The sequence below is a fragment of the Halobacillus sp. Cin3 genome (assembly GCF_947311855.1).
In the GTDB taxonomy this organism is placed as follows: domain Bacteria; phylum Bacillota; class Bacilli; order Bacillales; family Halobacillaceae; genus Halobacillus; species Halobacillus kuroshimensis.
Map to the genome: position 1 here is coordinate 71,416 of NZ_CAMZMV010000003.1, position 22,897 is coordinate 94,312.

Here is a 22,897-nt window from a genome sequence, read left to right on the forward strand (position 1 = left end):
GTAATGTGTCTCGATGATAGAATGTTCAGAAAGGATGGATAGCGATGTGGAAAGAAGATTACGTCACCATCAATGACATGGACCTGCACTATGTTACAGCCGGAGAGGGGGAGCTCATGCTGTTTCTGCACGGCTTTCCTTACTTCTGGTACAACTGGCACCATCAGATCGAAGAATTCTCCAAGGATTATAAAGTGGTAGCTGTCGATATGCGTGGCTACAACCTGTCGGACAAACCGGAGGACGTGGCTTCCTATGACATGTCGATCCTCGTGGATGATGTGAAAAAGCTGGTTGAAGCGTTTGGGGAAAAAGAATGCATTCTCGTCGGCCATGACTGGGGCGGAGCGGTCGCATGGACACTTGCCTACTCAAGTCCGGAATACATCAGCAGACTGATCATGTTTGATGCGCCGCACCCGTACACATTCCGCCGTGAGCTGGCTGAAAACCCGGCACAGCGGGAGGCATCGAGTTATATGGGTTATTTCCAGCGCCCGGATTCCCACGAGCGTCTTTTAGCCAACGATGGAGAGAAGCTGCGCAAGGTGCTGTTTGATCCACTCGTGGCAAAAGGGGCGATGGCCGAGGCGGAGGTCGAGAAGTACATAGAGGCTTGGAAGCAGCCCGGCGCTATGAAGGCGATGCTTCATTATTACCGCGCCATCTCGTTCTATCCGTTTGAAGATCATGTGAAGCAGCCGGTACAGCTGCCTTATGAACAGTTTGATCAGCCGGTGCTCCAGTTCTGGGGTGATGCAGACGCCGCTTTTGAAAACAGCAACCTCGACGGGGTGGAAAACTACCTGTCTGATCTGACCATCCACCGCTTCCCAGGTGTCGGCCATGCGCCGCATCTTGAAAAACCGGAGGAAGTGAACCGGTTGATGCGTGAATTTTTAGCGGAGAAATAACAGAAAGGCCGTTCCTGCATGGGACGGCCTTTTGGCTTCAGAGGTTTCTCTACAAGCTTTTTTCTTTCTTGCCGCCAGGAGCGAAAGCCCCTTCCCTTTCCGCGGACGAGCGCCCGAGCTTCCTCGCAAAACCCACGCTCGGCGATCTCGGACCCCTCGTTCTCCCGCAGGAGTGGAAGGGGCACTGCTCCTTGGGAGTTCTTTAACATCGACAAAGTCTCCTTCACCCCGCTCCCCCTTGCTGGATGGAGGACAATCTTTTTCTACAGCCAAAAGAGCTGCCTACGATAGACAGCTCCTTACACTTATACACCACTATGCTGTGTAACTATCGATTTTCTTTGATGATCTGGTAGATGCCTAATGCGATCAACACCATTGCAATTCCAATTTCTACTTTGAAAATCAAGGAGAATCCCGGGAAAACTTCTGCTTCCAGCGGGCCTGCAGATCCTGCTATGTCTAATCTTTGTAACATGATCCATTGGGTATACATCATCACCAAGGTGTAATGAGCAAAAGCACCTATCAAAAGAAATAAGCCATACTTTATAAAAACCACGTTCAAACCACTCCTCTGCTAAATGATCCCCCTGCTCATTATTTTTGGTTGATCCCGCACATTCAACCTTACGTTTCAATCGATTAAAATCCAGCTCCTTCCATAATGGTTTTGCTTCGATCAATGGATTTCAATTTCGCCCGTTCACCGTCCATTTTATCGTCAACGAAGAAAATAGATAGGCGGCCATAATCAGTATAGGAACCACCAGAAGGGCAATCAGGTTCGTTTTCCAAGTTAAAGGCACCACTCGTTCCCAGATCTCCCCTGTGATTTTCCATAAAACAGAGAAGTAGAAGAAAAAAATGATAGAAGCGATTGTCTTCATGGGAGCTTCCGCCTCCTTTATGTATCCGTGCTCTCTCTAGTAGAGCATACGTGTGTCGTTTTTTCCAAATAAGGGAAACCGTTAGTAACACGTGTGAGGGAGGGATGGAGTTTGAATAAAACGCAGCAGATCATTTTCGGACTTGCGATAGGAACAGCACTGTTTATTGGGGTGCTCGCCGGGATGTCTTTCTCGGAAAACATTTTTGTCGTGATGGGTACCGGACTGGCAGCAGGATTCATCGTCCGGTTCGTTGTCCAGCGTGCGTTTACGGAGATGAATAAAAACAAGTCCTGAGGTCTTTCTTCCATGGTTGGCCGCCTGTTTTTCCTGAAATAGTGTTATCATGATGAAAGATTCTAACCATGGGAAAGAAGGATGTACGTTGAATAGAGTTTTTATTGTCATGTTGCAGGTTGCCGGTCTTTACGGGCTCTATCTTGCCGGGTCATGGATCCAGCAGGCGCTCGGCTTGTTCATTCCGGGCAGTGTGATCGGCATGCTGCTGCTGTTTGTGCTTTTATCTTTAAAAATAATTCCAGAGTGGCTGCTTCAGCAGGGCGTCGCCTTTATGATCCGCCATCTGCCGTTCTTTTTCATACCAGCGACCGTCGGAATTATCAGCTATGCCCACGTCTTTAAAGGGAAAGGGATGCTGCTCATCGTCATAGGCCTCTTCAGTACAGCGCTTGTCATGGCCGTCTCCGGACGGGTGACACAGATGCTCGTCAAAAGGAGGGAGGAGGCATGAGTACCGCTCTTTTGATGATGGTGATGACGATTGCCATTTACCTGGCGACCCTGTTCGTCTACCGCAGACACAGGCGGCTGTACACAACACCCGTCATCGTTTCCACTGCATTGATTGTCATCATTCTATTAGTCTTTCATCTGCCGTATGAAACGTATATGACCGGCGGAAAATGGATTGACCGGCTGCTCGGGCCTGCGGTCGTTGCACTCGCCTACCCGCTTTATCAGTTCCGGGATATTTTGAAAAAGATGTTCGTTCCGATTATGACAGGAACGGTGATTGGTGCAGTTGTTGGAATCGTTTCCGGACTGCTGCTCAGCAAATGGGCCGGATTCAGTGACCTGATCATCCATTCGATTGTGCCAAAATCGGTAACGACGCCTGTCGCGATGTCGATTTCAGAATCGACGGGCGGGGTCATGCCGCTCACAGCCGTATTCGTTATGATTGCCGGCATTGGCGGCCTTTTGATTCACCCGTTCGTGTTGAAAGTGAGCGGTCTGACCCACCGGATCGGCCGTGGTGTCGGCATGGGCAGCGCCTCCCACGCCATCGGCACATCCGCTTCGATGGAGCGCGATACGCTGGAAGGATCGATCAGCACGGTGGCGATGGTGCTGAGTGCTGTGATCGTCTCTATCATCGCTCCCGGTCTTACGCTGTTATTTATGTGAGGCAGGGGTGATCAGCAGTAGAAGAGGCCTTTCAATGATTCATTGAAGGGCCTCTTTTTTAAGTGAGTCTTATTCAACCAACCACACGATTGAGCAAGACTTGATTCCACGTCGGAAAACCTATGTTTCATCCCTACCTACACATGACATTAAACCGTTGATATGCTCCTCTTATTGTCTCTTAATAACGAAAGGGGATGAATGGAAAAGTCATCCATCCGTTTTGGAATAAACCGGACAGGTTATAAGAAGAATAAGGAAGGAATGAAAAATTTTCCGGGTATGCTCGTCCGAATCGTCACGGATTGAGGCGGTTTTTCTTACATTATTCGTGTGGGGAATTTTTAGATTATCGTGACTTTTCCATCTATAAAGCGTTATCATAGAGGTAACGAGTATATCTTAACAGAAAAGCGGCTGCATCCGGCGGTGGTTTTTCTGCAAAATCATAGTTATAAGGATGGTAAACATGAGCAACAGAGCAATCGAAACAGACGTGATCTTGATTGGCGCTGGAATCATGAGCGCGACACTTGGGTCGCTGCTCCACGAGCTTGCCCCGGACTGGAAGGTGACCGTGTTTGAAAAGCTCGGCCGCACAGGTGAGGAAAGCTCAAACGAATGGAATAACGCAGGCACTGGACACGCCGCCCTTTGTGAATTGAATTACACAAGCGAAAAGCCGGACGGCTCGATTGATATGACGAAAGCCGTAAAAATCAATGAACAGTTTCAAGTTTCCAAGCAGTTCTGGTCCTATCTCGTGAACAACCGCCGTATAGAAAAGCCGGAGGACTTCATCCGGCCGCTTCCGCACATGAGTCTCGTATACGGAATCGAGAACATCAAGTTTTTGAAAAAACGCCATGAAACGATGGCGCAGAACCCACTTTTCAAAGATATGAAGTTTTCTGATGATCCGGAAACCTTGAAAAAATGGATGCCGTTGATTATGCAGGAGCGCACGTCGGAAGAGCCTGCAGCCGCAACGAAAGTTGATGCCGGTACGGATGTGAATTTCGGCGCCCTCACACGCAAAATGTTCGACCACCTGGAGCATCAGAACGTAACGATGAACTACAACCACAGCGTCGAAAACCTCGAGCAGACGAGCGGGAGGACGTGGAGTGTTAAGGTAAAAAATGCCAACGGGGAGACAACCCGCTATTTAACGAAGTTCGTCTTCATCGGAGGAGGAGGAGGCAGTCTCCATCTGCTTCAGAAATCCGGCATTCCAGAAGGCAAAGGTATCGGAGGTTTTCCTGTCAGTGGACAGTTCCTCGTCTGCAACAAACCGGAGGTCGCAGAAAAGCACCACGCCAAAGTGTACGGCAAAGCACCGGTCGGGGCACCGCCGATGAGTGTGCCGCACCTTGATACCCGCTACATCGGTGATAAGAAGACCCTTCTTTTCGGACCGTTCGCCGGTTTTTCACCGAAATTCCTGAAAACGGGCTCCAATATGGACCTGCTGACATCGGTCAATGCCAATAACGTCATGACGATGCTGGCTGCCGGTATGAAGGAAATGGCCTTGACGAAGTATTTGATCCAGCAGGTGCTCCAGTCCAAGGAGCAGCGGATGGAAGCATTGAGGGAATTCGTTCCCGATGCGAAAAGTGAAGACTGGGAGCTTGTCGTTGCCGGTCAGCGCGTGCAGGTGATCAAGGATACCGAGGATGGCGGCAAAGGAACGCTTCAGTTCGGTACAGAAGTCGTCAGTTCCGCCGATGGAACCGTCGCCTGCCTGCTTGGTGCATCCCCGGGGGCATCCACCGCTGTCCATGTCATGATTGACGTGCTGCAGCGCTGCTTCCCGGACCAGTTCGCCCAGTGGGAGCCGAAGCTGAAGGAAATGATTCCGAGTTACGGCACATCCCTTCAAAACGACCCGTCTCTCGTTGAGAAAATCCATGCCGAGACAGGCGAAGCGCTCGGACTGACGGAAAAAAAGCTCGTACTGAATTGAGAAGAGGTGACCGCCTCAGCAGTTGAATAAAAACGAAAGCCCTTCATCTTTTTCGGATGAAGGGCTTTTTTGTATGTAGAAAAGTCACTTTTATTGTAAAAATATCAGAATACTTTTACAATTTTAGAAAAGGAGGAGATCATGTGGAAGCGAAACAGACGGTGTATGTGAATACCTTTACGGACGGAGTGCTGGATCCCGGTAAAGCTATGGAATATAAAGTGAAGGACGGCGGACATATTATCGCCAATACAACACCGGGGTGCTGGGGGCCGATGATTACGCCCGCCCTAAAGGGCGGTCATGAAGTGACGAAGCCTGTGTATGTCGAAGGGGCCGAGGTGGGGGACGCCGTCGTCATTCATATCCAATCGATAGAAGTGACGTCAATCGCCACAGCCTCCGGCAATGATCAGCCGGTGGAAGGAAGGTTCACAGGCGACCCCTTCGTCGATGGCCGATGCCCGAGCTGCGGAACGAAAAATCCGGATACGTATATCGAAGGAATCGGCCAGCAGGCGGTCCGCTGTCAAGTTTGTGGAGAAGACGTCACCCCCTTTGTATTTACGAATGCGTACACGATGGCTTTTGATGAACAGAAAGAACTCGGACTCACGCTCCACCGGGAAGCCGCTGAAAAAGTGGCCCGCGATGCCAAGGGTTACATGCGGACACCGGAGGAATCAATCCAAAACCCGGTCGTGACGTTCGCTCCCCATGATCTCATCGGGGCCGTGGCCCGTCTGCGTCCATTTTTAGGACAGCTTGGAACTACACCTTCCCGGCCGATTCCGGATTCTCACAATGCCGGTGACTTTGGACAATTTTTGATTGATGCCCCGCACGATTTCGGCTTAACGGTTGAAGAACTCGAGGAGAGGACAGACGGACATATGGACATCAATCGTGTCCGTGAAGGGGCTGTCATCATCTGCCCCGTAAAGGTCGAAGGTGGAGGTGTGTATGTGGGGGATATGCATGCGATGCAGGGCAACGGCGAAATTGCCGGCCACACGACAGATGTTTCCGGGATCGTCAGCTTGAAGGTCGATGTGTTGAAAGGTGTAAATCTGGAAGGTCCGCTGCTGCTTCCGGTGGAGGAAGACCTGCCTTACCTCGCGAAGCCTTTCACAGAAAAAGAAAAACAGCAGGCTATGAAGTTAGCTGAAAAATGGCAGGTGGAACAGCTGGAGGACTCCTACCCGGTTTCCTTCATCGGGACAGGGGCGGATTTGAATGAAGCGACGACGAATGGCATGGAGCGGGCAGCCAGGGCTTTTGGAATCGATGTTCCTGAAGTGATGAACCGCTCCACGATTACCGGCTCGATCGATATCGGCCGGCACCCTGGTGTGGTCACGGTGACGTTTCTTGCACCGGCCCATTACCTGGAAAAAATAAAACTGGAGAGGCTTGTAAGGGATTATTACAAGCTTTAAAGCAGATCAACAGGTCATTTGTTACAAAATCTTCCGTTTAACTTTCCTGGAGCAGGGGAAGAGGTGTAATAATTTGTGGTATAGGGGAGGTGTATGTCCTATTTCCGGAAGTCACTGGCGCTCGAACCGATCTATGAAGAGAGGATGAGTCGATGACGAAACAGATCTTTCAAGTCGATTTGAACAAGCGTATGGATGAACAGGACGTTGTAGGACATAATCGCTGGCACCCGGATATTCCCGCTGTCTTTTCCGTCAATCCCGGAGAATCGTTCCGTATGGAATGCCTCGACTGGACGGACGGACAGATTAAGAACAATGATGACCCTTCAGATATCAGGGACGTCCATCTCGACCGGGTGCATGTACTTAGTGGGCCGGTCCACGTCAATGGCGTGGAGCCGGGAGATTTATTAGTCGTCGATATTCTCGATATCGGCACGTTTTCCTCCCATGAGTGGGGCTTTAACGGGATTTTTGCCAAGGAAAACGGCGGCAGCTTTTTGACGGATCACTATCCGGAAGCCGCTAAGTCAATCTGGGATTTTGAAGGGATTTACGCCACCTCCCGCCACGTACCGAACGTCAAATTTGCCGGCATCATCCACCCGGGGCTGATCGGTGTAGCCCCGTCTCAGGAGATGCTGGATGAATGGAACAGAAGAGAAGAGGAGCTTGTCAGCCAGGATCCGGACCGCGTTCCTCCGCTCGCCAACCTGCCGACTAAGGAGAATGCCGTTGCAGGCAGTCTGAAGGGAGCGGACTTTGATCGTGTGGCCAGAGAAGGGGCACGGACAGTTCCCCCGCGTGAAAACGGAGGAAACTGCGACATTAAAAACCTCTCTAAAGGTTCGAAAATCTATTTTCCTGTCTTTGTGGACGGGGCAAAGCTGTCTGTCGGTGATCTGCACTTCTCCCAGGGAGACGGGGAAATCACCTTCTGCGGCGGAATAGAGATGCCCGGATGGATCGATTTGAAGGTCGAAGTCATCAAGGACGGCATGAACAAATACCAGATTAAGAGAAATCCGGCGTTCCGCCCCGGTCCCGTGATGCCACACTATAACGAATTCCTCGTCTTTGAGGGCGTGTCCGTCAACGAATTTTCCGGGAAGCAGACGTATTTGGATGCCAATACGGCTTATCGCAATGCCTGCTTGAACGCTATCGAGTTTTTGAAAACATTCGGATTCACAGGTGAACAGGCGTACATGCTGCTTGGAACCGCACCTGTGCAGGGGCATCTGGCCGGCGTCGTCGATATACCGAACTCCTGCTGTACACTTGCCCTGCCGAAGGAAATTTTCACAAAAGATATTCTGCCGAAGTAGAGGAGCGGATGCGTGTTGGCCCATTTTTCTTTTATATGTGAAGCGTGCGGAGAATTCACAATCTGGATGACCGGCATGAAAGAAAGCAGGAGGGAGGCCTCCTGTCCGGATTGTCAGGGCGTTTCGAAGCGGGTCTTCAAGCCGCCGATGACGTCAAGGATGGACAGCCGCGTCAAGCAGCGGATCGAAAACGGCATGGAGCCGCGGACCGTCAGGCGTGAGGATCTTCCAACTTCGCGCCCGCAGCGCCAAACAACAGCCCGGCCGTGGCAGGCTGGTCATTAAGTCAAAAAAGCAGCTGGACGCTTTCCGTCGGCTGCTTTTTCAGGCTTTCCTTCTTCGGAATCCTTCCCATGGGGAGGGTTCTTTCCATGCCCTTGCTTTAGTCAGAAACGGAGTCAATAAAAAGAGGGAGATGAATCCCGCGGCGGCTCCGAATCCGTAAAACGATCCGGGCAGTCCGAATGTGATTTTCAAGATTACGAGGACGATAGGAAGAAAAATGAAGAGCAGAAAAACGGAATCGTCCAGTCTCACGTATTGTTCAAAAGCGCAGTGGGGACAGGCCGCCTTTCTTTCCTGCAGCAGGAGTGGCTGCTGTCTGAACGCTGCACGAAAGCTCCATCGCTGCTTACAGTGGATGCAGGTCGTCACGGTGTTCTCCTCCATTTCACCATCCTTTTTTTATCTATACCTCTTCCGCCTCAAGTGGAAACCTTTGCTCTTGAAGGTTTGTTTGAAATAAGATAGGAACGGATATAGAAATATAGTCTTCTAAAGGAGGAATCTTCATTATGAAAACGTTGGAAAACGCATTAAAACATAGAGTAGGTCTTGGAACCGCGCCACTTGGGAACATGTTCCGCAATGTCCCGGAGGAAGAAGCACGGGAAACGATTCAGACTGCCTGGAATCAGGGTGTGCGCTATTTTGATACAGCACCTTTTTACGGCGCGGGTCTGGCGGAAAGCCGTCTTGGGGATGTCTTGTCCCAATATGACCGTGATGAGTACGTGATAAGTACGAAGGTCGGCCGCTACATGACGCAGGAGGAAGAAGACAAAGATGGGTTGTTTGCGCATGGGCGTAACAACAAAGTCATCACGGACTATTCCGCAGAGGCAACGAGAAAATCGATTGAACAGAGCCTGGAACGTCTGAAGACGGACCGCCTCGATATCGTCTATGTGCACGATTTATCACCGGACTTTCACGGGGACGAATGGATCTCCAAGTTCGAGGAAGCACGGACAGGAGCTTTCCGTGTGCTGTCCGAGATGCGTGAAAAAGGTATCATCAAAGGCTGGGGCCTTGGCGTGAATACGACCGAGCCGATCGAGATTGCGATGGAGCTTGAGGAAAACCGTCCGGACATCAACCTGTCAGCCATCCAGTATACCCTTCTTCAGCACGATCGTGCGCTTGAGCGTATGATGAAGACGGCGGAGGAAAAAGGCATTGATATCGTCGTCGGCGGCCCTTACAACTCTGGTGCCTTGTTCGGCGGCGACCACTTTAACTATGAAAAAGCGGGCGCTGACATCATCGGCCGTGTGAATCAGTTGAAGGAAATCGGTGATAAGCATGGCGTTCATCTGAAAGCGGCGGCCCTGCAGTTTTCTACCGCCCATCCGGCTGTGAAATCCGTCATTCCCGGTTCCACACGTCCGGAACGTATTAAAGAGGATCTTGATATGATCCAGCGCGACATTCCAGAAGCATTCTGGCAGGAACTCGTGGAGCGCGGCTTCATTTCTCCACAGGCACCACTGCCTAAATCGCAAAAGTAAAAGATAATAGGAAAGCATAAAAAAAGCCCGCTTCATCTCGTTGATGAAGCGGGTTTTTTATAGCATTTAATTTCGGATCAGATAATCGAAAGCGCCAAGTGCTGCGTTGGCACCGTCTCCCATAGAGATGATGATCTGGTTATGCGGACTGTCGGTAACGTCACCGGCAGCAAACAAACCAGGAATGCTTGTAGATCCGTGTTTATCTGTAATGATTTCACCAATCTTATTCGTTTCAACATCTGTGCTGAGCCATTCGGTGTTCGGCACGAGACCGATCTGGACGAAGACGCCCTCAAGGTCCACGTGCTGCTCTTCGCCGGAAGCACGGTCGATGTACGTGATGCCGTTCACATTCTCATCGCCGGTAATTTCCGTCGTCTGGGCACCTGTCTTCACTTCGACGTTCGGCAGGCTGTGCAGACGTTCCTGCAGGACATCGTCCGCTTTCAATGTGTCTGCGAATTCAAGGACGGTGACGTTCTGGACGATACCAGCAAGATCGATCGCTGCTTCCACGCCGGAGTTTCCGCCGCCGATGACCGCTACGTCTTTGCCTTCAAATAGAGGACCGTCACAGTGCGGACAGAATGCTACACCTTTGTTTTTAAACTCGTCTTCTCCCGGAACACCGGTTTCGCGCCAGCGGGCACCCGTGGAAAGGATGACGGTTTTACTTTTCAGTACGCCGCCGTTATCGAGTTCAAGTTCAAACATGCCTTCTTCATTTTTGCGCAGGTCCTTGGCACGCTGCAGATTCATGATATCGATATCATAGTCTTTGACGTGTTCTTCAAGGCTTGCGGCAAACTTCGGTCCTTCCGTGCTTTTTACACTGATGAAGTTTTCAATCGTCATCGTATCCAGCACCTGGCCGCCGAATCGTTCGGCTACGATGCCGGTACGGATTCCCTTACGGGCGGAGTAGATGGCAGAACTCGCACCAGCTGGTCCACCACCAACGACAAGAACGTCATAAGGCTCACGCTCTGTAAACTCTTCAGCAGATGGGCCTTCACTAATTTTGGCAACGATCTCTTCAAGGCTGATGCGACCGCCATTGAAGAATTCACCGTTAAGGAAGGCGGATGGAACAGCCATGATGTTGCGGCTCTCTGCTTCTTCTTTAAAGGCAGAACCGTCCACCATTGTATGGGTGATGCCCGGGTTCAGCACGCTCATGATATTCAAGGCCTGCACAACGTCCGGACAGTTGTGGCAGCTCAGGCTGACAAATGTTTCAAAATGAAACTCGCCCTTGATGTTCTGGATTTTCTCAATCATCGTGTCATCCACTTTCGGAGCACGGCCGCTCACTTGAAGGAGGGCGAGGACGAGAGAGGTGAATTCATGACCGAGAGGAATGCCGGCAAACGTGATGCCCGTTTCTTCCTGAGGGCGGTTTACGCTGAAGCTTGGTGTACGTTTAAGTGTTGTGTTCTGGACAGTAATCTTAGGTGACATGGCAGAAAGCTCATCGGTGAGAGCCAGCATGTCACGGGAGACCTTATCGTCTCCCGCGCTGACTTTCAGTTCGATGTCACCTTCTAAAAGCTGCAGGTACTGTTCCAGTTGTGCTTTTATTTGTGCATCGAGAACCATGGATTAAGACACTCCTTAGATTTTACCTACGAGATCAAGGCTTGGTGTAAGGGTTTCTTCGCCTTCTTCCCATTTTGCAGGGCATACCTCGCCTGGGTTGTTGCGAACGTATTGAGCGGCTTTGATTTTGCCGATCAGGTTATCTGCATCGCGGCCGATTCCGCCTGCGTTAACTTCTACCGTCTGGATAACGCCGTCTGGATCGATGATGAATGTTCCGCGGTCAGCAAGGCCGTCTTCTTCGTTAAGAACGTCGAACTGACGGGATAGCTGCTGGGAAGGATCCCCGATCATAGCGTATTCGATTTTACCGATTTTTTCAGAGCTGTCGTGCCAGCCTTTGTGTACGAAGTGTGTATCTGTAGAAACAGAGTATACTTCTGCACCTAGTTCTTTAAGAGCTGCATAGTTGTTCTGCAGGTCTTCAAGCTCTGTCGGGCATACGAAAGAGAAGTCTGCCGGGTAGAAACAAACAACGCTCCACTGACCTTTGAAGTTTTCGTTGGAAACGTCGATGAATTCACCTTGTTTGAATGCTTTCGCCTGGAATGATTGTACTTCTTTTCCGATTAGGGACATAGTAAAATTCCTCCTGATATAGGTAGAGATTTAACTGCAGAAAAATGGGCGCAGTTATTTATAATAATTATTATCCAGTAACTATTATTATATACATTGTTTTATTTGTCAACATTTATAAGGTTTTGTCGGAATTTCTTCTGAACAGCTGTGTAGAGCGGTTCACCAGAGGGTTTGCTGTGTGGGAATGGATCTTATAAAACCGGGGAACATGGAGATTTTGTGACAAACGATGAGAAACTTTGACTTTGAATGATTCTATCACATAAACTTAGCTTGGTTACGGAAGTCTGTCATCATGGGATGGGTGATCCGTAAAGGGATGATACCCGTTATCTCTATAGTAAAATACTCCGGCTTTAATAGCCAATCATAAGGCTTTCATTTACTTAGTCTTAATATGGAGAAAGGATGGAAAAATTATGCACAAAATTTCAACGGCCTTACTGGCACTGATCGTCGCTCTTGGCTTGTTCACTCCGGCGGTCCATGCTCATACATCACTGGAAAACTCGACGCCCGCTGAAGGGGAGACGGTGGAAGAACCCCTGGATACGATCGAACTGAACTTCAATACAGTCATTGAAGAGGGAAGCACGCTTGAATTATCGAAAACGGAGGGAGAGGCTCCCGCGCCGTCCGAGGTGACGATCTCTGATCAGACGATGACCGCCGTGTTTGATGACGTCCTTGAAAATGGAGCGTACACGGTCAATTGGGAAATCATCGGTGCGGATGGTCATGTGATTGAGAAACAATTCAGCTTTACTGTAGACGGACCAGCTTCTGAAGAAAACACGGAAACGACCGAAGAAGCGGCTCCTGAAGAGGAGAACGATACAGAAACAGACACCGATGCAGATCAAACGGAAACAGACGTGGACAGCGAACAGGAGCCGGAAGAGGAAAACAGCCTGCCTGTGTTCATGATTGTTGTTGCGCTCCTGCTTCTTGTCGTTGTTATCGTACTCGCTGTGAAGCTGTTCAGCAGCAAGAAGTGAGTCAGTACCAATGGGGATTCTGATTGGACTGACTGAACTGCTTTTGTACCTTTCGTTTTCCTTATTAATGGGATCTCTGATCCTGCTGCTTGTACCGGACCATCTGAAACCTCCGGTACGCATAGATCAAAGGCTGATTCAGGCATGTGCTTTGCTGGTGACATTCGGATCTTTCCTGCCGGTGCTGCCCATCGTCGATCTGCTTGCATCATCAAGAGGGTGGGGGAGCGCCTTCATTCAGGTCATTTTTGAGTTTGCCGTCGGACGTGCCTTTCTTTTGACAGCCTTTTTCTCTATGCTCCTTCTTCTTATCTGGACAACAAAGGGTGTAAAGGAAAAAACGGGTCTGCTCTATGTATCTTTAGGGCTTGTCGCTGCGATGACGGCTTCCTATTCAATGGCCGCACATGCAGCGTCCATCGGAGGAGCGTCGGGCCATGTGTTTCATACCCTGCATTTTCTCGGGGCATCCGTATGGATCGGCCTCCTCCTGATGGTCAGCTGGTTTGCTGTGTCTAAAAAGAACTGGGGATCCTTTCTACGGTGGTACACACCAACGGCTGTCTCCAGTCTGCTTGTCGTGTTTGCCGCCGGGTACTTCACGATGTCCGTGGATTTGTACAGCTTTGGCTCTCCGGATATGAATGCGTTGGAAGGCTACGCTCAATCCCTGCCATCGAACTACGGTCAGGCCCTTCTCGTCAAGCACCTGTTTGTCATCGGCATCCTTTTGTTCGCCTTGGTCAACGGGGTGTTGTTCCGTAAAAAGGCCTGTGACCAGCGTTTTAATCCGCTTCCGTGGACGAAGGCGGAAAGCGGGTTTGCTCTCGGCGCTTTTGCTTTGACGGCTGCCATGGGCCGGGCGGGTACGCCAAATCAGGAGGGGACAAAAGGAGAAGAAGCTTCCTTTTTGTACCGGGCGTTTACAGGGGAAAGTGGCTCGGAACTCATCGAAGTGACGATGTCGTTCGGACCGGTCAGCTGGATGCTCGGTCTGATCGGCTCTTTGTTCCTCCTGCTCACTATCGCTTCCGCAGTGAAGAGGCCTTCGCTTAGTATAGTGACGGCTGCCGGGAGTTTAATGATTGTATCGTTTTATTTGGCTGTCATGACGGCTGTGTAAAATAAAAAACCCGTACGAGGATAGGACTTTCTATCTTCGTACGGGTTTTGTTTTGATTAAACAAAAAGGCTGAACAGAAGGACGAATCCAAGACCGGCAACGGAAATGATCGTTTCCAGGAGCGTCCATGTGGCGAACGTTTCCTTCATCGTTAAGCCGAAGTATTCCTTGAACATCCAGAAACCGGCGTCGTTGACGTGGGAAGCGATCAAGCTTCCGGCACCTGTGGAAAGCACCATCAGTGCCAGGTTCACATCTGTCTGCCCGAGAAGCGGTGTGACAAGGCCGACCGTCGTCAAAGCAGCCACTGTAGCAGAACCGAGGGAGATTCTAAGGATCGCAGCAATGATCCAGGCAAGCAGCAGTGGAGACATGGAAGAGCCCTCGAACATCTGCGCCACATAATCACCGACACCGCCGTCAATCAGGACCTGCTTGAAGGCACCGCCGCCCCCGATAATCAACAACATCATACCGATCTGGGCAATGGCTGTGGAGCAGGAGTCCATCACGTCTTTCATTGGAATGTTACGAGCAATCCCCATCGTGTAAACCGCCACAAGCAGGGAGATGATCATCGCTGTGGATGCGTTTCCAATTAAGTTTATAACAGAGAGGAAGCCGCCGGATTCTACACCCATGGTTTCCTGAATCAATGTAATAATTGTAGAAATAGCAATGAGAATGACGGGCAGCATAGCTGTGAAGACACTGATACCGAAGCCTGGTGTCTCTTCAAGCTTAAAGGATTTCTGTTCGCCTAAAGAAGCGATGTTCCCCTGCTTTTTGAAAGAGTCCGGGACAATTTTCTTCGCCATTTTTGTGAAAATCGGACCAGCAAGAATGACCGTCGGGACAGCAATGATAATTCCATACAGCAGCACTTCACCAAGGTCTGCCCCGTACTCACCAGCGATAACTGTTGGGCCCGGGTGAGGCGGCAGGAAGCCGTGAGTGACGGACAGGGCGGCTGCCATCGGGATTCCCAGATACAAAATCGATACGCGCAGCTCTCTTGAAATCGCAAAAACGATCGGGATTAACAGGACAAGTCCGACTTCAAAGAACAACGCAATCCCGATAATGAAGGATGCGGCAACAACGGCCCACTGAATGTTCTTTTCTCCGAACTTATTGACGAAGGTCATGGCAATGCGCTGGGCACCACCGGCGTCTGTGATCAGTTTACCGAGCATAGCTCCAAGACCGAAAATCAAGGCGAGGTGGCCGAGCGTTCCGCCGAGACCTGCCTCGATGGTTGGTACAATATCCGTAAGCGGCATGCCGAGTAGGACGGCAACACCGAAGGAGACGATAATCAGGGAAACAAATGTGTTCAGCTTGAGTCCCATAATCAAGATAAGTAAAGCGACGATTCCAATAGCGACCATTAATAATGGCATCGTAAACCCTCCGTTTGTTTAGTTGGTTAAGTTTCGTTGGTAATTGGCAATGCTGGCGTAGTTTTCTTCCAGAGATCTGGACAGCTGGATGAACATCGGAAGCAGCTGGCGGTATTCATGGACCGCTTCTTCCTCCGGTGTATGCTTGAAGGTGCTGCCGATCATCCCGGATACAATATCGAGTGAATCTGTCCGGCCTGTAGCGTAGAGTCCTAGAATACAGGCTCCAAGACAGGAACTTTCATAGCTTTCCGGCACGACAACCTCGGATTCGAAGATATCGGCCATCATCTGGCGCCACACTTCCGAACGGGCAAACCCTCCGGTCGCCTGAATCCTTGTCACCGGTCCGTCCATACATTCCGTCAGCGCAAGGAAAACCGTGTACAGGTTGTAGATGACCCCTTCCAGAGCAGCTCGGATCATGTGCTCTTTTTTATGGGATAACGTCAGCCCGAAGAAGGATCCGCGTACATCCGGGTTCCAAAGCGGGGCCCTCTCTCCTGCGAGATACGGGTGGAAGAGCAGTCCGTCTGATCCTGGTCGGACGCCTTCTGCGATTTTCGTCAGCACTTCATAAGGATCGATGCCGAGGCGTTTCGCCGTTTCTGTTTCCGAGGAAGCAAATTCATCGCGGATCCAGCGGAGAATCATGCCGCCGTTGTTGACCGGTCCTCCGATGACCCATTGATCTTCGGTCAGCGCGTAGCAGAAGATCCGGCCTTTTTCGTCGGTCTGCGGCTTGTCGATCACTGTGCGGATTGCTCCACTTGTGCCGATCGTAACGGCGATTTCCCCTTTTTTGATGGCGTTGACTCCAAGGTTGGAAAGGACCCCATCACTGGCTCCGATTACAAAGGAAGTGTTGTGATCAAGACCGGTAACCTTGGCGTATTCTTCTTTCAGTCCGGTGAACAGAGAAGTCGTAGAAACGAGCTCAGACAGTTTTTCACGGCCGATGCCGGCGACCTCAAGGGCTTCTTCATCCCAGTCGAGCTTCTCCAAATTCATCATCCCTGTCGCTGAAGCGATGGAATGATCGATCACATAGGTACCGAACAGTTTATAAAATACATATTCTTTGATTCCGATATATTTATAGGTTTTGGAATCGATTTCAGGTTGTTCCTGGACGAGCCATGTTATTTTGCTGAGCGGACTCATCGGATGAATCGGTGTACCCGTTCTCCGGTAGATGCTGTGCCCGTTCCACTCGGTTTTGATTTTTTCCGACCATTTCTCACTGCGGTTGTCCGCCCACGTGATGCAGGGGGTGATCGGGCTGCCGTCCTTATCGACAGCAATCAGGCTGTGCATCGCACTGCTGAAGGATACGAAGGATACGGCTTTGTCCGCATGGGCCCCTTTAACAAGTGTGACCGCTTCCAAAACAGCCTGGAAAATTTCCTCCGGGTCCTGCTCCGCTGTTGAGATGTCCGGCGTATGTAGGGGATAGCCGACATTCGCTTTCTCCACGACTTCTCCTTGTTCGGTGAACAAGACAGCTTTTGTACTTGTGGTGCCGATATCGACACCCATCATATAGTTAGTCATCGCTTTCGACTCCTTTTGAATAGATCTGCTGTGACCTCCATAAATCCTCGACACTTCCTTGGACGTCATCGAAATTTTTGTGCAGCGATTCGACCATAAGATCGCGGTCTTTCTGACGGATGGCTTCGATATACAATTCATGGTTGTTGATGATCCGGTCGAAATCGTCGTACTTTTCCTTGAAGCGCATGCGCATGGAAATAAGGATCAGGCTTTCCAGTGTCGGCTTCAGGTTCTTCCAGATCATGAAAATGTGGGAATGATCAATAGAGCGGATGATCGTTTCGTGAAACAGGACATCTTCATATGAGAAATCGTCAGCATCTTTGTACTTGATGGCGATCTTCATCATTTCCAGTGTCTTGCTCAGTTCCTTCACAAGTTCCGCTGTGTCCATTTTGACGAGTCGTTCGAAAACGAATGTTTCGATCAAAAGACGGACATCATAGATTTCCTGGATTTCCTTTTCGGACAGTTCAAGAACGACCGCTCCCATCCGTTCCAGACGGATCAGGTTTTCCGATGCGAGCAGCTTGAGGGCTTCGCGGACCGGGGAGCGGCTGACGGAAAATTCGGTGGCCATCTGGTTTTCGGAAAGCTTTGAACCGCTTTCAATCAAACCGGCAATAATCCGGATCCGAAGCTCAGAGGCGACACGTTCGCCGGCCGATGCTTTATTCAGCCATTTTTCAGGATATAAATAAGGGATGGAATCTGTCATCGATTCACCTTCTTTAATGGTTTTCGTATACTTGTCTAACTTGTATACAAGTATTATGGCATAGATTGTGGAAATTGAAAACGCTTTTACTAGATTTTTTTAAAACGCTTTCTTCGGACCCTGGGCTGACGGGGCCTGAGTGTGTCATAAGGGGAAGCATTCGTGGTAAACTGTTAGGAGATATTATGGACCGGAGGGGCTTTATGCGCATTTTTAAAATTTTGAACAACAACGCCGTGGTCGTTTATGACGGAGGACAGGAAAAAATCGTGATGGGAAAGGGACTGGCTTTTCAAAAGAAGCGGAACGATATCGTCCCCAAAAACAAAATCGAAAAGATCTTCCTGCTTCGGGAACAGTCATCAGAAAAGTTCCAGCAGCTGCTTGCGACACTCCCGGAAGCGCATATCGATCTGGCTGAACGGATTATCAGTTATGCGGAAGGCCACCTGGAAGCGCCTTTGAATGACCATATCCATATAGCGCTTACGGATCATCTTTCCTTTGCGCTCGAACGTCTCGAGCAGGGATTTCCGATTCACAATAAGCTGACGCATGAAATCAAATTCCTCTATAAGAAGGAATATGAAGCGGGGCTGTGGGCGAAGGAGGAAATCAAGAAGGTGCTGGGCGTGGATATTCCGACCGATGAGGTCGCGCATATCGCCCTGCACATCCATACAGCCAAGATGGACTCCCCGTCGATGCAGGAGTCGCTGCAGACAGCGACGGTTCTCCGGGACATCGTAGAAAAAGTGGAGGAGACCGCCGGGCTGACGATCGAAGAGACAAGCATCAATTATCAGCGTCTTGTGACCCACCTTCGTTATGCCTTGAGCCGTGTGGAGGAAGGCAGCCAGTTCGAACCGATTGACGAGGATATGCTCGAGCTGATAAAAATGAAGTACAGCGATGCATTCCAAGCGTCGGAAAAGGTCGCGGCTTTTTTGAAAGCAGAATACAGCATCGATTTTCCTGAGTCTGAAATCGCCTATATCGCCCTTCATATTCAACGATTGATGAAGTGATCGTTTTTGATTGAAAATGGTTGACGATAGCGTTTTCATCGTTTAGAATAGGAGTCAATCCAAAGTTGAATAATGTAGGATTGTTACTGCAGTAGCAGGCAAGACCTAAAATGTGTAAAGAAGCATAGGTGTATCCTTTTTCAGGGACCTATCCGCATTCTTTATGCGTTTTAGGTCTTTTTTATTGGAAAAATAAAGGAGGAATCATCATGAATCACAAAGAAGTTGCTGAACAGCTTGTCCCTCTGCTTGGTGGAAAAGAGAACATTGTCAGCGCCACTCACTGTGCCACTCGTCTCCGCCTCGTTATGGATGATGAGAGCAAAATAGATAAATCGGCTGTGGAAGAACTTGATGGCGTCAAAGGGGCGTTCTCAAGCTCCGGCCAGTATCAAGTCATCTTCGGAACGGGAACCGTGAACAAAGTATTCGCCCACTTCGGCCCGCTTGTCGGCGCGTCCATAGGGGAGGAAGAGGAAAAGAAAGACGCCTCCGTTTCCCATAAAGATGCAGCAAAAAGCAAAATGAACCCGTTCGCCCGTTTTGCGCGGACGCTTTCCAACATCTTCGTTCCGATCATCCCGGCTATCGTAGCTGCGGGTATGCTGATGGGTCTGCTCGGTTTGATGCGTACGTACGAATGGATGGACCCGGCCAGCGGACTATTTGTCATGCTGGATATGTTCTCCTCTGCGTCCTTTATCATTCTGCCGATTCTGATCGGTTTCAGTGCAGCAAGAGAATTCGGAGGGAATACGTATTTAGGCGCTGTTATCGGGGGGATTATGACCCACCCGGCACTCTTGAATCCGTGGGGGCTTTCTGATGCCCAGCCGGAAACCCTTGATTTCTTCGGCTTCGGCGTTGAAATGCTTGGGTATCAGGGGACTGTTATCCCAGTTCTGTTGACGGTCTACGTCATGTCCTGGCTTGAAAAGAACTTCCGTAAGATCGTTCCGAACGCGGTCGATCTTCTGCTTACCCCGTTCCTTACCGTTATTTTCACCGGTTTCGTAGCGCTCCTTGTTGTAGGACCGCTCGGCCGTGCACTTGGGAATGGATTGACAACGGCTCTTGATGTGGTCTATGAAACGGCCGGTCCGATTGCCGGACTGATCTTCGGGGGCTTGTACTCTACGATCGTATTGACAGGGGTACACCACAGCTTCCACGCCATTGAGGCGGAGCTGTTGAATAACGTCGGCGGAAACTACCTGCTTCCAATCTGGGCGATGGCCAACATTGCTCAAGGGGGAGCGACACTTGCCGTCTTCTTTAAAACACGCAACAAGAAAACGAAAGAAATCGCTCTTCCAGCTGCCATTTCCGCATTCCTCGGAATTACAGAGCCGGCGATCTTCGGTGTGAACTTGAAGCACCGCCGCCCGTTCATCGGTGCAGCTATTGGTGGTGCGCTCGGCGGAGCTTACGTCGTCTTCACCAAAGTCATGGCGAACGGTATCGGTCTGACAGGTATTCCGATGTTTGCGATCGCGCAGGACCCGATCAACTACGGAATCGGCTGTCTGATCGCTCTCGGCGGTGCGGTCATTGCCACTCTTCTTCTTGGATGGAAAGAAGAAGCGAAGTAAATCCTTTTTTCAAGTCCTTACCAGCTTGTCTGGTAGGGATTTGTTTCGTATGATTCATACAAAGGTTCAAAGGAGGAATTAGTGATGAAAAATGGTGTCATCTCGCTCGGTGAAGCGTTAATCGATTTTATTCCCTTGGATAAAAACAATGTGAACTACCAGAAAAGTCCCGGCGGTGCTCCGGCTAACGTGTCGGTCGGTCTCGCAAGACTCGGGGTTCCATCCACGTTCTTAGGGAAGGTCGGCGATGATGTTCTCGGACGTTTTCTGAAGACAACCCTCGAAGATTTCGGTGTGCAGACCCATGCCATGCCGTTGACGGGTGATGTGCGTACGGGTGTTGTGTTCGTGACGAACGCGGAAGACGGAGAACGCAGCTTCGATTTTTATATCCATCCCAGTGCGGACCAGTTTTTAGAGCGCTCCGATCTTCAGGAATCTGACTTTGATACACACAAAGTGCTTCACTTCGGTTCCATCTCCATGATCGGAGATACGGTAAAAGATACGACGAAGCGGGCTGTGGAGCTGGCCAGGGAAAAAGGGATGCTGATTTCCTATGACCCCAACCTGCGCATGATGCTTTGGCCATCTGAAGAACAGGCCCGCGAAACGATCATTTCCATGCTCGGGGAAGCGGATATGCTTAAGCTTTCTGAAGAAGAGCTGGAATTCATCACAGGAGAAAAAGAAATCACGCCCGGCCTGAAAGCCCTCGAGAAGTATGAAATCCCTCTCGTTCTCATTACCATGGGCGGAGACGGAAGCTATGTTTCTACGAAAGAAGGCGTCGAGCACGTACCGGCGATGAAAGTAAAAGCGGTCGATACAACAGGGGCTGGAGATGCGTTTGTCTCCGGTATGCTTTATCAGCTGAACCGCTATGAGGGGAACATGGAGGAACTGACGCTTGCGGAAGCTGTGAAAATGGCAGAATTCGCAGCCGTTTCCGGAGCACTGGCTGCATCGACAAAGGGAGCGATGACGGCCCTTCCGACCATCGAAGAAGTTCAAACACGCCTTCAGTCAGGAGAGTAATCGATGTCTAAAGATCAAGAACTGCGAAAGAGCGCTTATGAAGAAATCGAAAAGCATCAGTCTCTAGTGGAGAGCGATCCGTATCGTCTCCATTACCACATCATGCCTCCTGTCGGTTTGTTGAACGATCCGAACGGCTTCATTCAGTTCCAGGGCACGTACCATCTGTTTTATCAGTGGATGCCGTATAAAACCGACCACGGTGCTAAACTGTGGGGGCATTACTCATCCGAGGACCTTGTCCACTGGACGCATGAAGAGATCGCTCTGACACCGTCCGAGTGGTTTGAAAAAAACGGCTGCTATTCCGGCAGTGCCATCGAGCATGACGGGAAGCTCTATGCCTTTTACACAGGAAACGTCAAAGATGAAAATGGAAACCGGGAATCGTACCAGTGTCTCGCTGTATCCGAAGACGGCATTCATTTTGATAAAAAAGGGCCCATCGCCCATCTGCCTGACGGCTATACCGCCCACTTCCGCGATCCGAAAGTATGGAAGCAGAACGGCCGTTGGTTTATGGTCATCGGCGCACAGACGGAAGATAAGAAAGGGGCAGTCGCTCTATTCACCTCAGAGAATCTGATGGACTGGACCCATGCCGGTATTCTTGCCGGCGCTGGTCAGGAACCTCTCGGGGAGTTCGGGTATATGTTTGAGTGCCCGGATTTATTTGAACTGGATGGACGTGATGTGCTTGTCTTCTCTCCGCAGGGGCTGGAAGCGGACGGCATGAACTATCAAAACGTTTACCAGGCTGGCTATGTGACAGGTGCCTTCGATCCGGAAGAAGGGACGTACGAGCATGGTGCATTTACAGAGCTTGATCACGGTTTTGACTTTTACGCGCCACAGACGACCGTGGATGCGCACGGCCGCCGGCTGATGTTCGGCTGGATGAGTATACCGGATCAGAATGAGCAGGATCACCCGACGATTGCCCATAAGTGGCTGCATAACATGACGCTGCCAAGAGAATTGACGTGGCAGGACGGGCAGATGCACCAACAGCCGGTTCAGGAATTGGAAGCACTCAGGCAGGAAGATGCCGTTGATCATCAGGTCAGCCTTAACAAAGAGAGCCGTACCCTGGATGGTGTTCATGGGAAAGCCGTTGAATTGATGATGAGTGATATCGACGTTCAACAGGGCTGGTTTGGTGTAAGCTTTGGTTCAAATGCAAGAATCCTATATTCCAAAGAACAGCAGGTGCTCACACTGGAACGGCAGAGCTACGTGGACGGAACGGTAGAGAAGCGCCAGGTCGAAGTGCCGCAGCTTAAAAGTTTGAGGGTTTATGTAGATACGTCTTCCATAGAAGTTTTTGCTAATGAAGGAACTCATGTGATGACAGCAAGGTTCTACCCGGCCCCGAACGATGAAAGTATTTGTTTCGAGAGCTCCGAAGAGACATCTTTCCATATTTGTAAGTGGGAGCTGACTCAAGTAATAGAATAGGTATCGAAGAGGACAGCGGATCGAGCTGTCCTCTTTT

General features: G+C 50.2%; 23 protein-coding genes. 15 read left to right on the forward strand and 8 right to left on the reverse strand.

Annotation, left to right across the window (positions count from 1 at the left end):
- The first annotated feature begins 44 nt into the window (after positions 1-44).
- Positions 45-914 (forward strand): alpha/beta hydrolase, encoded by an 870-nt coding sequence (locus QMA39_RS11120; protein ID WP_281658775.1) that lies wholly within the window; start codon positions 45-47, stop codon positions 912-914.
- A gap of 328 nt (positions 915-1,242) precedes the next feature.
- On the opposite strand, the gene QMA39_RS11125 is transcribed toward QMA39_RS11120, so the two are convergent.
- Together QMA39_RS11125 and QMA39_RS11130 are read right to left on the reverse strand one after the other, a co-directional pair.
- The gene (locus QMA39_RS11125) at positions 1,243-1,476 is read right to left on the reverse strand and encodes a hypothetical protein (RefSeq protein WP_027955991.1); all 234 of its coding nucleotides are present in this window, start codon (positions 1,474-1,476) and stop codon (positions 1,243-1,245) included.
- 130 nt (positions 1,477-1,606) lie between these two features.
- Positions 1,607-1,804 carry a hypothetical protein gene (locus tag QMA39_RS11130; protein ID WP_281658776.1) on the reverse strand — a complete coding sequence of 66 codons (198 nt, stop codon included), beginning with the start codon at positions 1,802-1,804 and terminating at the stop codon, positions 1,607-1,609.
- A gap of 111 nt (positions 1,805-1,915) precedes the next feature.
- Between QMA39_RS11130 and QMA39_RS11135 the strand changes: the two genes are divergently transcribed.
- The 7 genes from QMA39_RS11135 to QMA39_RS11165 all read left to right on the forward strand — a co-directional run bounded on the left by QMA39_RS11135 (position 1,916) and on the right by QMA39_RS11165 (position 8,256).
- Positions 1,916-2,101, forward strand: a complete 186-nt coding sequence (locus QMA39_RS11135; protein WP_027955993.1) for a hypothetical protein — start codon at positions 1,916-1,918, stop codon at positions 2,099-2,101.
- 88 nt (positions 2,102-2,189) lie between these two features.
- Positions 2,190-2,555, forward strand: coding sequence for a CidA/LrgA family protein (locus QMA39_RS11140; RefSeq protein ID WP_281658777.1), 366 nt, complete (start codon positions 2,190-2,192; stop codon positions 2,553-2,555).
- Positions 2,552-3,232, forward strand: coding sequence for an LrgB family protein (locus QMA39_RS11145; protein WP_281658778.1), 681 nt, complete (start codon positions 2,552-2,554; stop codon positions 3,230-3,232). The genes QMA39_RS11140 and QMA39_RS11145 overlap by 4 nt, the downstream gene beginning before the upstream one ends.
- Positions 3,233-3,677: 445 nt before the next feature.
- Positions 3,678-5,201 carry a malate dehydrogenase (quinone) gene (gene mqo / locus QMA39_RS11150; RefSeq protein ID WP_348646618.1) on the forward strand — a complete coding sequence of 508 codons (1,524 nt, stop codon included), beginning with the start codon at positions 3,678-3,680 and terminating at the stop codon, positions 5,199-5,201.
- Positions 5,202-5,344: 143 nt separating this feature from the next.
- Positions 5,345-6,640: an acetamidase/formamidase family protein gene (locus QMA39_RS11155; RefSeq protein WP_206934732.1), complete on the forward strand. Its 1,296-nt coding sequence runs from the start codon at positions 5,345-5,347 to the stop codon at positions 6,638-6,640.
- A 152-nt stretch (positions 6,641-6,792) separates the two neighbouring features.
- Positions 6,793-7,971, forward strand: a complete 1,179-nt coding sequence (gene fmdA / locus QMA39_RS11160; protein WP_206934730.1) for a formamidase — start codon at positions 6,793-6,795, stop codon at positions 7,969-7,971.
- A 12-nt stretch (positions 7,972-7,983) separates the two neighbouring features.
- The gene (locus tag QMA39_RS11165; protein ID WP_281658779.1) at positions 7,984-8,256 is read left to right on the forward strand and encodes a zinc ribbon domain-containing protein; all 273 of its coding nucleotides are present in this window, start codon (positions 7,984-7,986) and stop codon (positions 8,254-8,256) included.
- A 39-nt stretch (positions 8,257-8,295) separates the two neighbouring features.
- On the opposite strand, the gene QMA39_RS11170 is transcribed toward QMA39_RS11165, so the two are convergent.
- On the reverse strand, positions 8,296-8,640 hold the full coding sequence (locus QMA39_RS11170) for a TIGR04104 family putative zinc finger protein (protein ID WP_281658780.1): 345 nt from the start codon (positions 8,638-8,640) through the stop codon (positions 8,296-8,298).
- 125 nt (positions 8,641-8,765) lie between these two features.
- On the opposite strand from QMA39_RS11170, the gene QMA39_RS11175 reads away from it, so the two are divergent.
- Positions 8,766-9,761 carry an aldo/keto reductase gene (locus QMA39_RS11175; RefSeq protein WP_206934726.1) on the forward strand — a complete coding sequence of 332 codons (996 nt, stop codon included), beginning with the start codon at positions 8,766-8,768 and terminating at the stop codon, positions 9,759-9,761.
- A 66-nt stretch (positions 9,762-9,827) separates the two neighbouring features.
- Here the strand turns inward: QMA39_RS11175 and ahpF are convergent, their stop codons facing one another.
- Together ahpF and ahpC are read right to left on the reverse strand one after the other, a co-directional pair.
- Positions 9,828-11,363, reverse strand: coding sequence for an alkyl hydroperoxide reductase subunit F (gene ahpF, locus QMA39_RS11180; protein WP_206934724.1), 1,536 nt, complete (start codon positions 11,361-11,363; stop codon positions 9,828-9,830).
- Positions 11,364-11,378: 15 nt separating this feature from the next.
- Complete coding sequence (ahpC, locus tag QMA39_RS11185) at positions 11,379-11,942, reverse strand: alkyl hydroperoxide reductase subunit C (protein ID WP_027956005.1); 564 nt, start codon at positions 11,940-11,942, stop codon at positions 11,379-11,381.
- 422 nt (positions 11,943-12,364) lie between these two features.
- Here ahpC and QMA39_RS11190 point away from each other — a divergent pair, with 422 nt between their 5' ends.
- On the forward strand, positions 12,365-12,943 hold the full coding sequence (locus QMA39_RS11190) for a copper resistance protein CopC (protein ID WP_281658781.1): 579 nt from the start codon (positions 12,365-12,367) through the stop codon (positions 12,941-12,943).
- 10 nt (positions 12,944-12,953) lie between these two features.
- A complete protein-coding gene (locus tag QMA39_RS11195) occupies positions 12,954-14,066 on the forward strand; it encodes a hypothetical protein (RefSeq protein WP_281658782.1) in 1,113 nt (370 codons plus the stop codon).
- A gap of 56 nt (positions 14,067-14,122) precedes the next feature.
- On the opposite strand, the gene QMA39_RS11200 is transcribed toward QMA39_RS11195, so the two are convergent.
- From QMA39_RS11200 to QMA39_RS11210, 3 genes are read right to left on the reverse strand one after another with little or no spacing between them, the layout of a single operon-like run.
- A complete protein-coding gene (locus QMA39_RS11200) occupies positions 14,123-15,469 on the reverse strand; it encodes a GntP family permease (RefSeq protein ID WP_027956007.1) in 1,347 nt (448 codons plus the stop codon).
- 18 nt (positions 15,470-15,487) lie between these two features.
- A complete protein-coding gene (gene gntK, locus QMA39_RS11205; protein WP_027956008.1) occupies positions 15,488-17,023 on the reverse strand; it encodes a gluconokinase in 1,536 nt (511 codons plus the stop codon).
- Positions 17,016-17,744 (reverse strand): GntR family transcriptional regulator, encoded by a 729-nt coding sequence (locus QMA39_RS11210; protein ID WP_281658783.1) that lies wholly within the window; start codon positions 17,742-17,744, stop codon positions 17,016-17,018. The genes gntK and QMA39_RS11210 overlap by 8 nt, the downstream gene beginning before the upstream one ends.
- A 203-nt stretch (positions 17,745-17,947) precedes the next feature.
- Between QMA39_RS11210 and QMA39_RS11215 the strand changes: the two genes are divergently transcribed.
- The 4 genes from QMA39_RS11215 (at position 17,948) to QMA39_RS11230 (ending at position 22,860) form a co-directional block, all read left to right on the forward strand.
- The gene (locus tag QMA39_RS11215; protein ID WP_027956010.1) at positions 17,948-18,772 is read left to right on the forward strand and encodes a PRD domain-containing protein; all 825 of its coding nucleotides are present in this window, start codon (positions 17,948-17,950) and stop codon (positions 18,770-18,772) included.
- 209 nt (positions 18,773-18,981) lie between these two features.
- Positions 18,982-20,364, forward strand: a complete 1,383-nt coding sequence (locus QMA39_RS11220; protein WP_281658784.1) for a sucrose-specific PTS transporter subunit IIBC — start codon at positions 18,982-18,984, stop codon at positions 20,362-20,364.
- An 84-nt stretch (positions 20,365-20,448) separates the two neighbouring features.
- Entirely contained in the window at positions 20,449-21,402 is a 954-nt protein-coding gene (locus tag QMA39_RS11225) for an aminoimidazole riboside kinase (protein WP_027956012.1), read from the forward strand.
- 3 nt (positions 21,403-21,405) lie between these two features.
- A complete protein-coding gene (locus tag QMA39_RS11230) occupies positions 21,406-22,860 on the forward strand; it encodes a sucrose-6-phosphate hydrolase (RefSeq protein ID WP_281658785.1) in 1,455 nt (484 codons plus the stop codon).
- The last annotated feature ends 37 nt before the right edge of the window (positions 22,861-22,897 follow it).

Excerpts from the sequence above, each read along its gene's own strand:
- fmdA (WP_206934730.1), top strand. The coding sequence starts at position 6,793 with ATGACGAAACAGATCTTTCAAGTCGATTTGAACAAGCGTATGGATGAA.
- QMA39_RS11200 (WP_027956007.1), bottom strand. The coding sequence starts at position 15,469 with ATGCCATTATTAATGGTCGCTATTGGAATCGTCGCTTTACTTATCTTG.
- QMA39_RS11220 (WP_281658784.1), top strand. The coding sequence starts at position 18,982 with ATGAATCACAAAGAAGTTGCTGAACAGCTTGTCCCTCTGCTTGGTGGA.
- QMA39_RS11195 (WP_281658782.1), top strand. The coding sequence starts at position 12,954 with ATGGGGATTCTGATTGGACTGACTGAACTGCTTTTGTACCTTTCGTTT.
- QMA39_RS11225 (WP_027956012.1), top strand. The coding sequence starts at position 20,449 with ATGAAAAATGGTGTCATCTCGCTCGGTGAAGCGTTAATCGATTTTATT.
- QMA39_RS11120 (WP_281658775.1), top strand. The coding sequence starts at position 45 with ATGTGGAAAGAAGATTACGTCACCATCAATGACATGGACCTGCACTAT.
- QMA39_RS11130 (WP_281658776.1), bottom strand. The coding sequence starts at position 1,804 with ATGAAGACAATCGCTTCTATCATTTTTTTCTTCTACTTCTCTGTTTTA.
- QMA39_RS11170 (WP_281658780.1), bottom strand. The coding sequence starts at position 8,640 with ATGGAGGAGAACACCGTGACGACCTGCATCCACTGTAAGCAGCGATGG.
- QMA39_RS11210 (WP_281658783.1), bottom strand. The coding sequence starts at position 17,744 with ATGACAGATTCCATCCCTTATTTATATCCTGAAAAATGGCTGAATAAA.
- QMA39_RS11175 (WP_206934726.1), top strand. The coding sequence starts at position 8,766 with ATGAAAACGTTGGAAAACGCATTAAAACATAGAGTAGGTCTTGGAACC.
- ahpF (WP_206934724.1), bottom strand. The coding sequence starts at position 11,363 with ATGGTTCTCGATGCACAAATAAAAGCACAACTGGAACAGTACCTGCAG.
- QMA39_RS11145 (WP_281658778.1), top strand. The coding sequence starts at position 2,552 with ATGAGTACCGCTCTTTTGATGATGGTGATGACGATTGCCATTTACCTG.
- gntK (WP_027956008.1), bottom strand. The coding sequence starts at position 17,023 with ATGACTAACTATATGATGGGTGTCGATATCGGCACCACAAGTACAAAA.
- QMA39_RS11230 (WP_281658785.1), top strand. The coding sequence starts at position 21,406 with ATGTCTAAAGATCAAGAACTGCGAAAGAGCGCTTATGAAGAAATCGAA.
- QMA39_RS11190 (WP_281658781.1), top strand. The coding sequence starts at position 12,365 with ATGCACAAAATTTCAACGGCCTTACTGGCACTGATCGTCGCTCTTGGC.
- ahpC (WP_027956005.1), bottom strand. The coding sequence starts at position 11,942 with ATGTCCCTAATCGGAAAAGAAGTACAATCATTCCAGGCGAAAGCATTC.
- QMA39_RS11215 (WP_027956010.1), top strand. The coding sequence starts at position 17,948 with ATGCGCATTTTTAAAATTTTGAACAACAACGCCGTGGTCGTTTATGAC.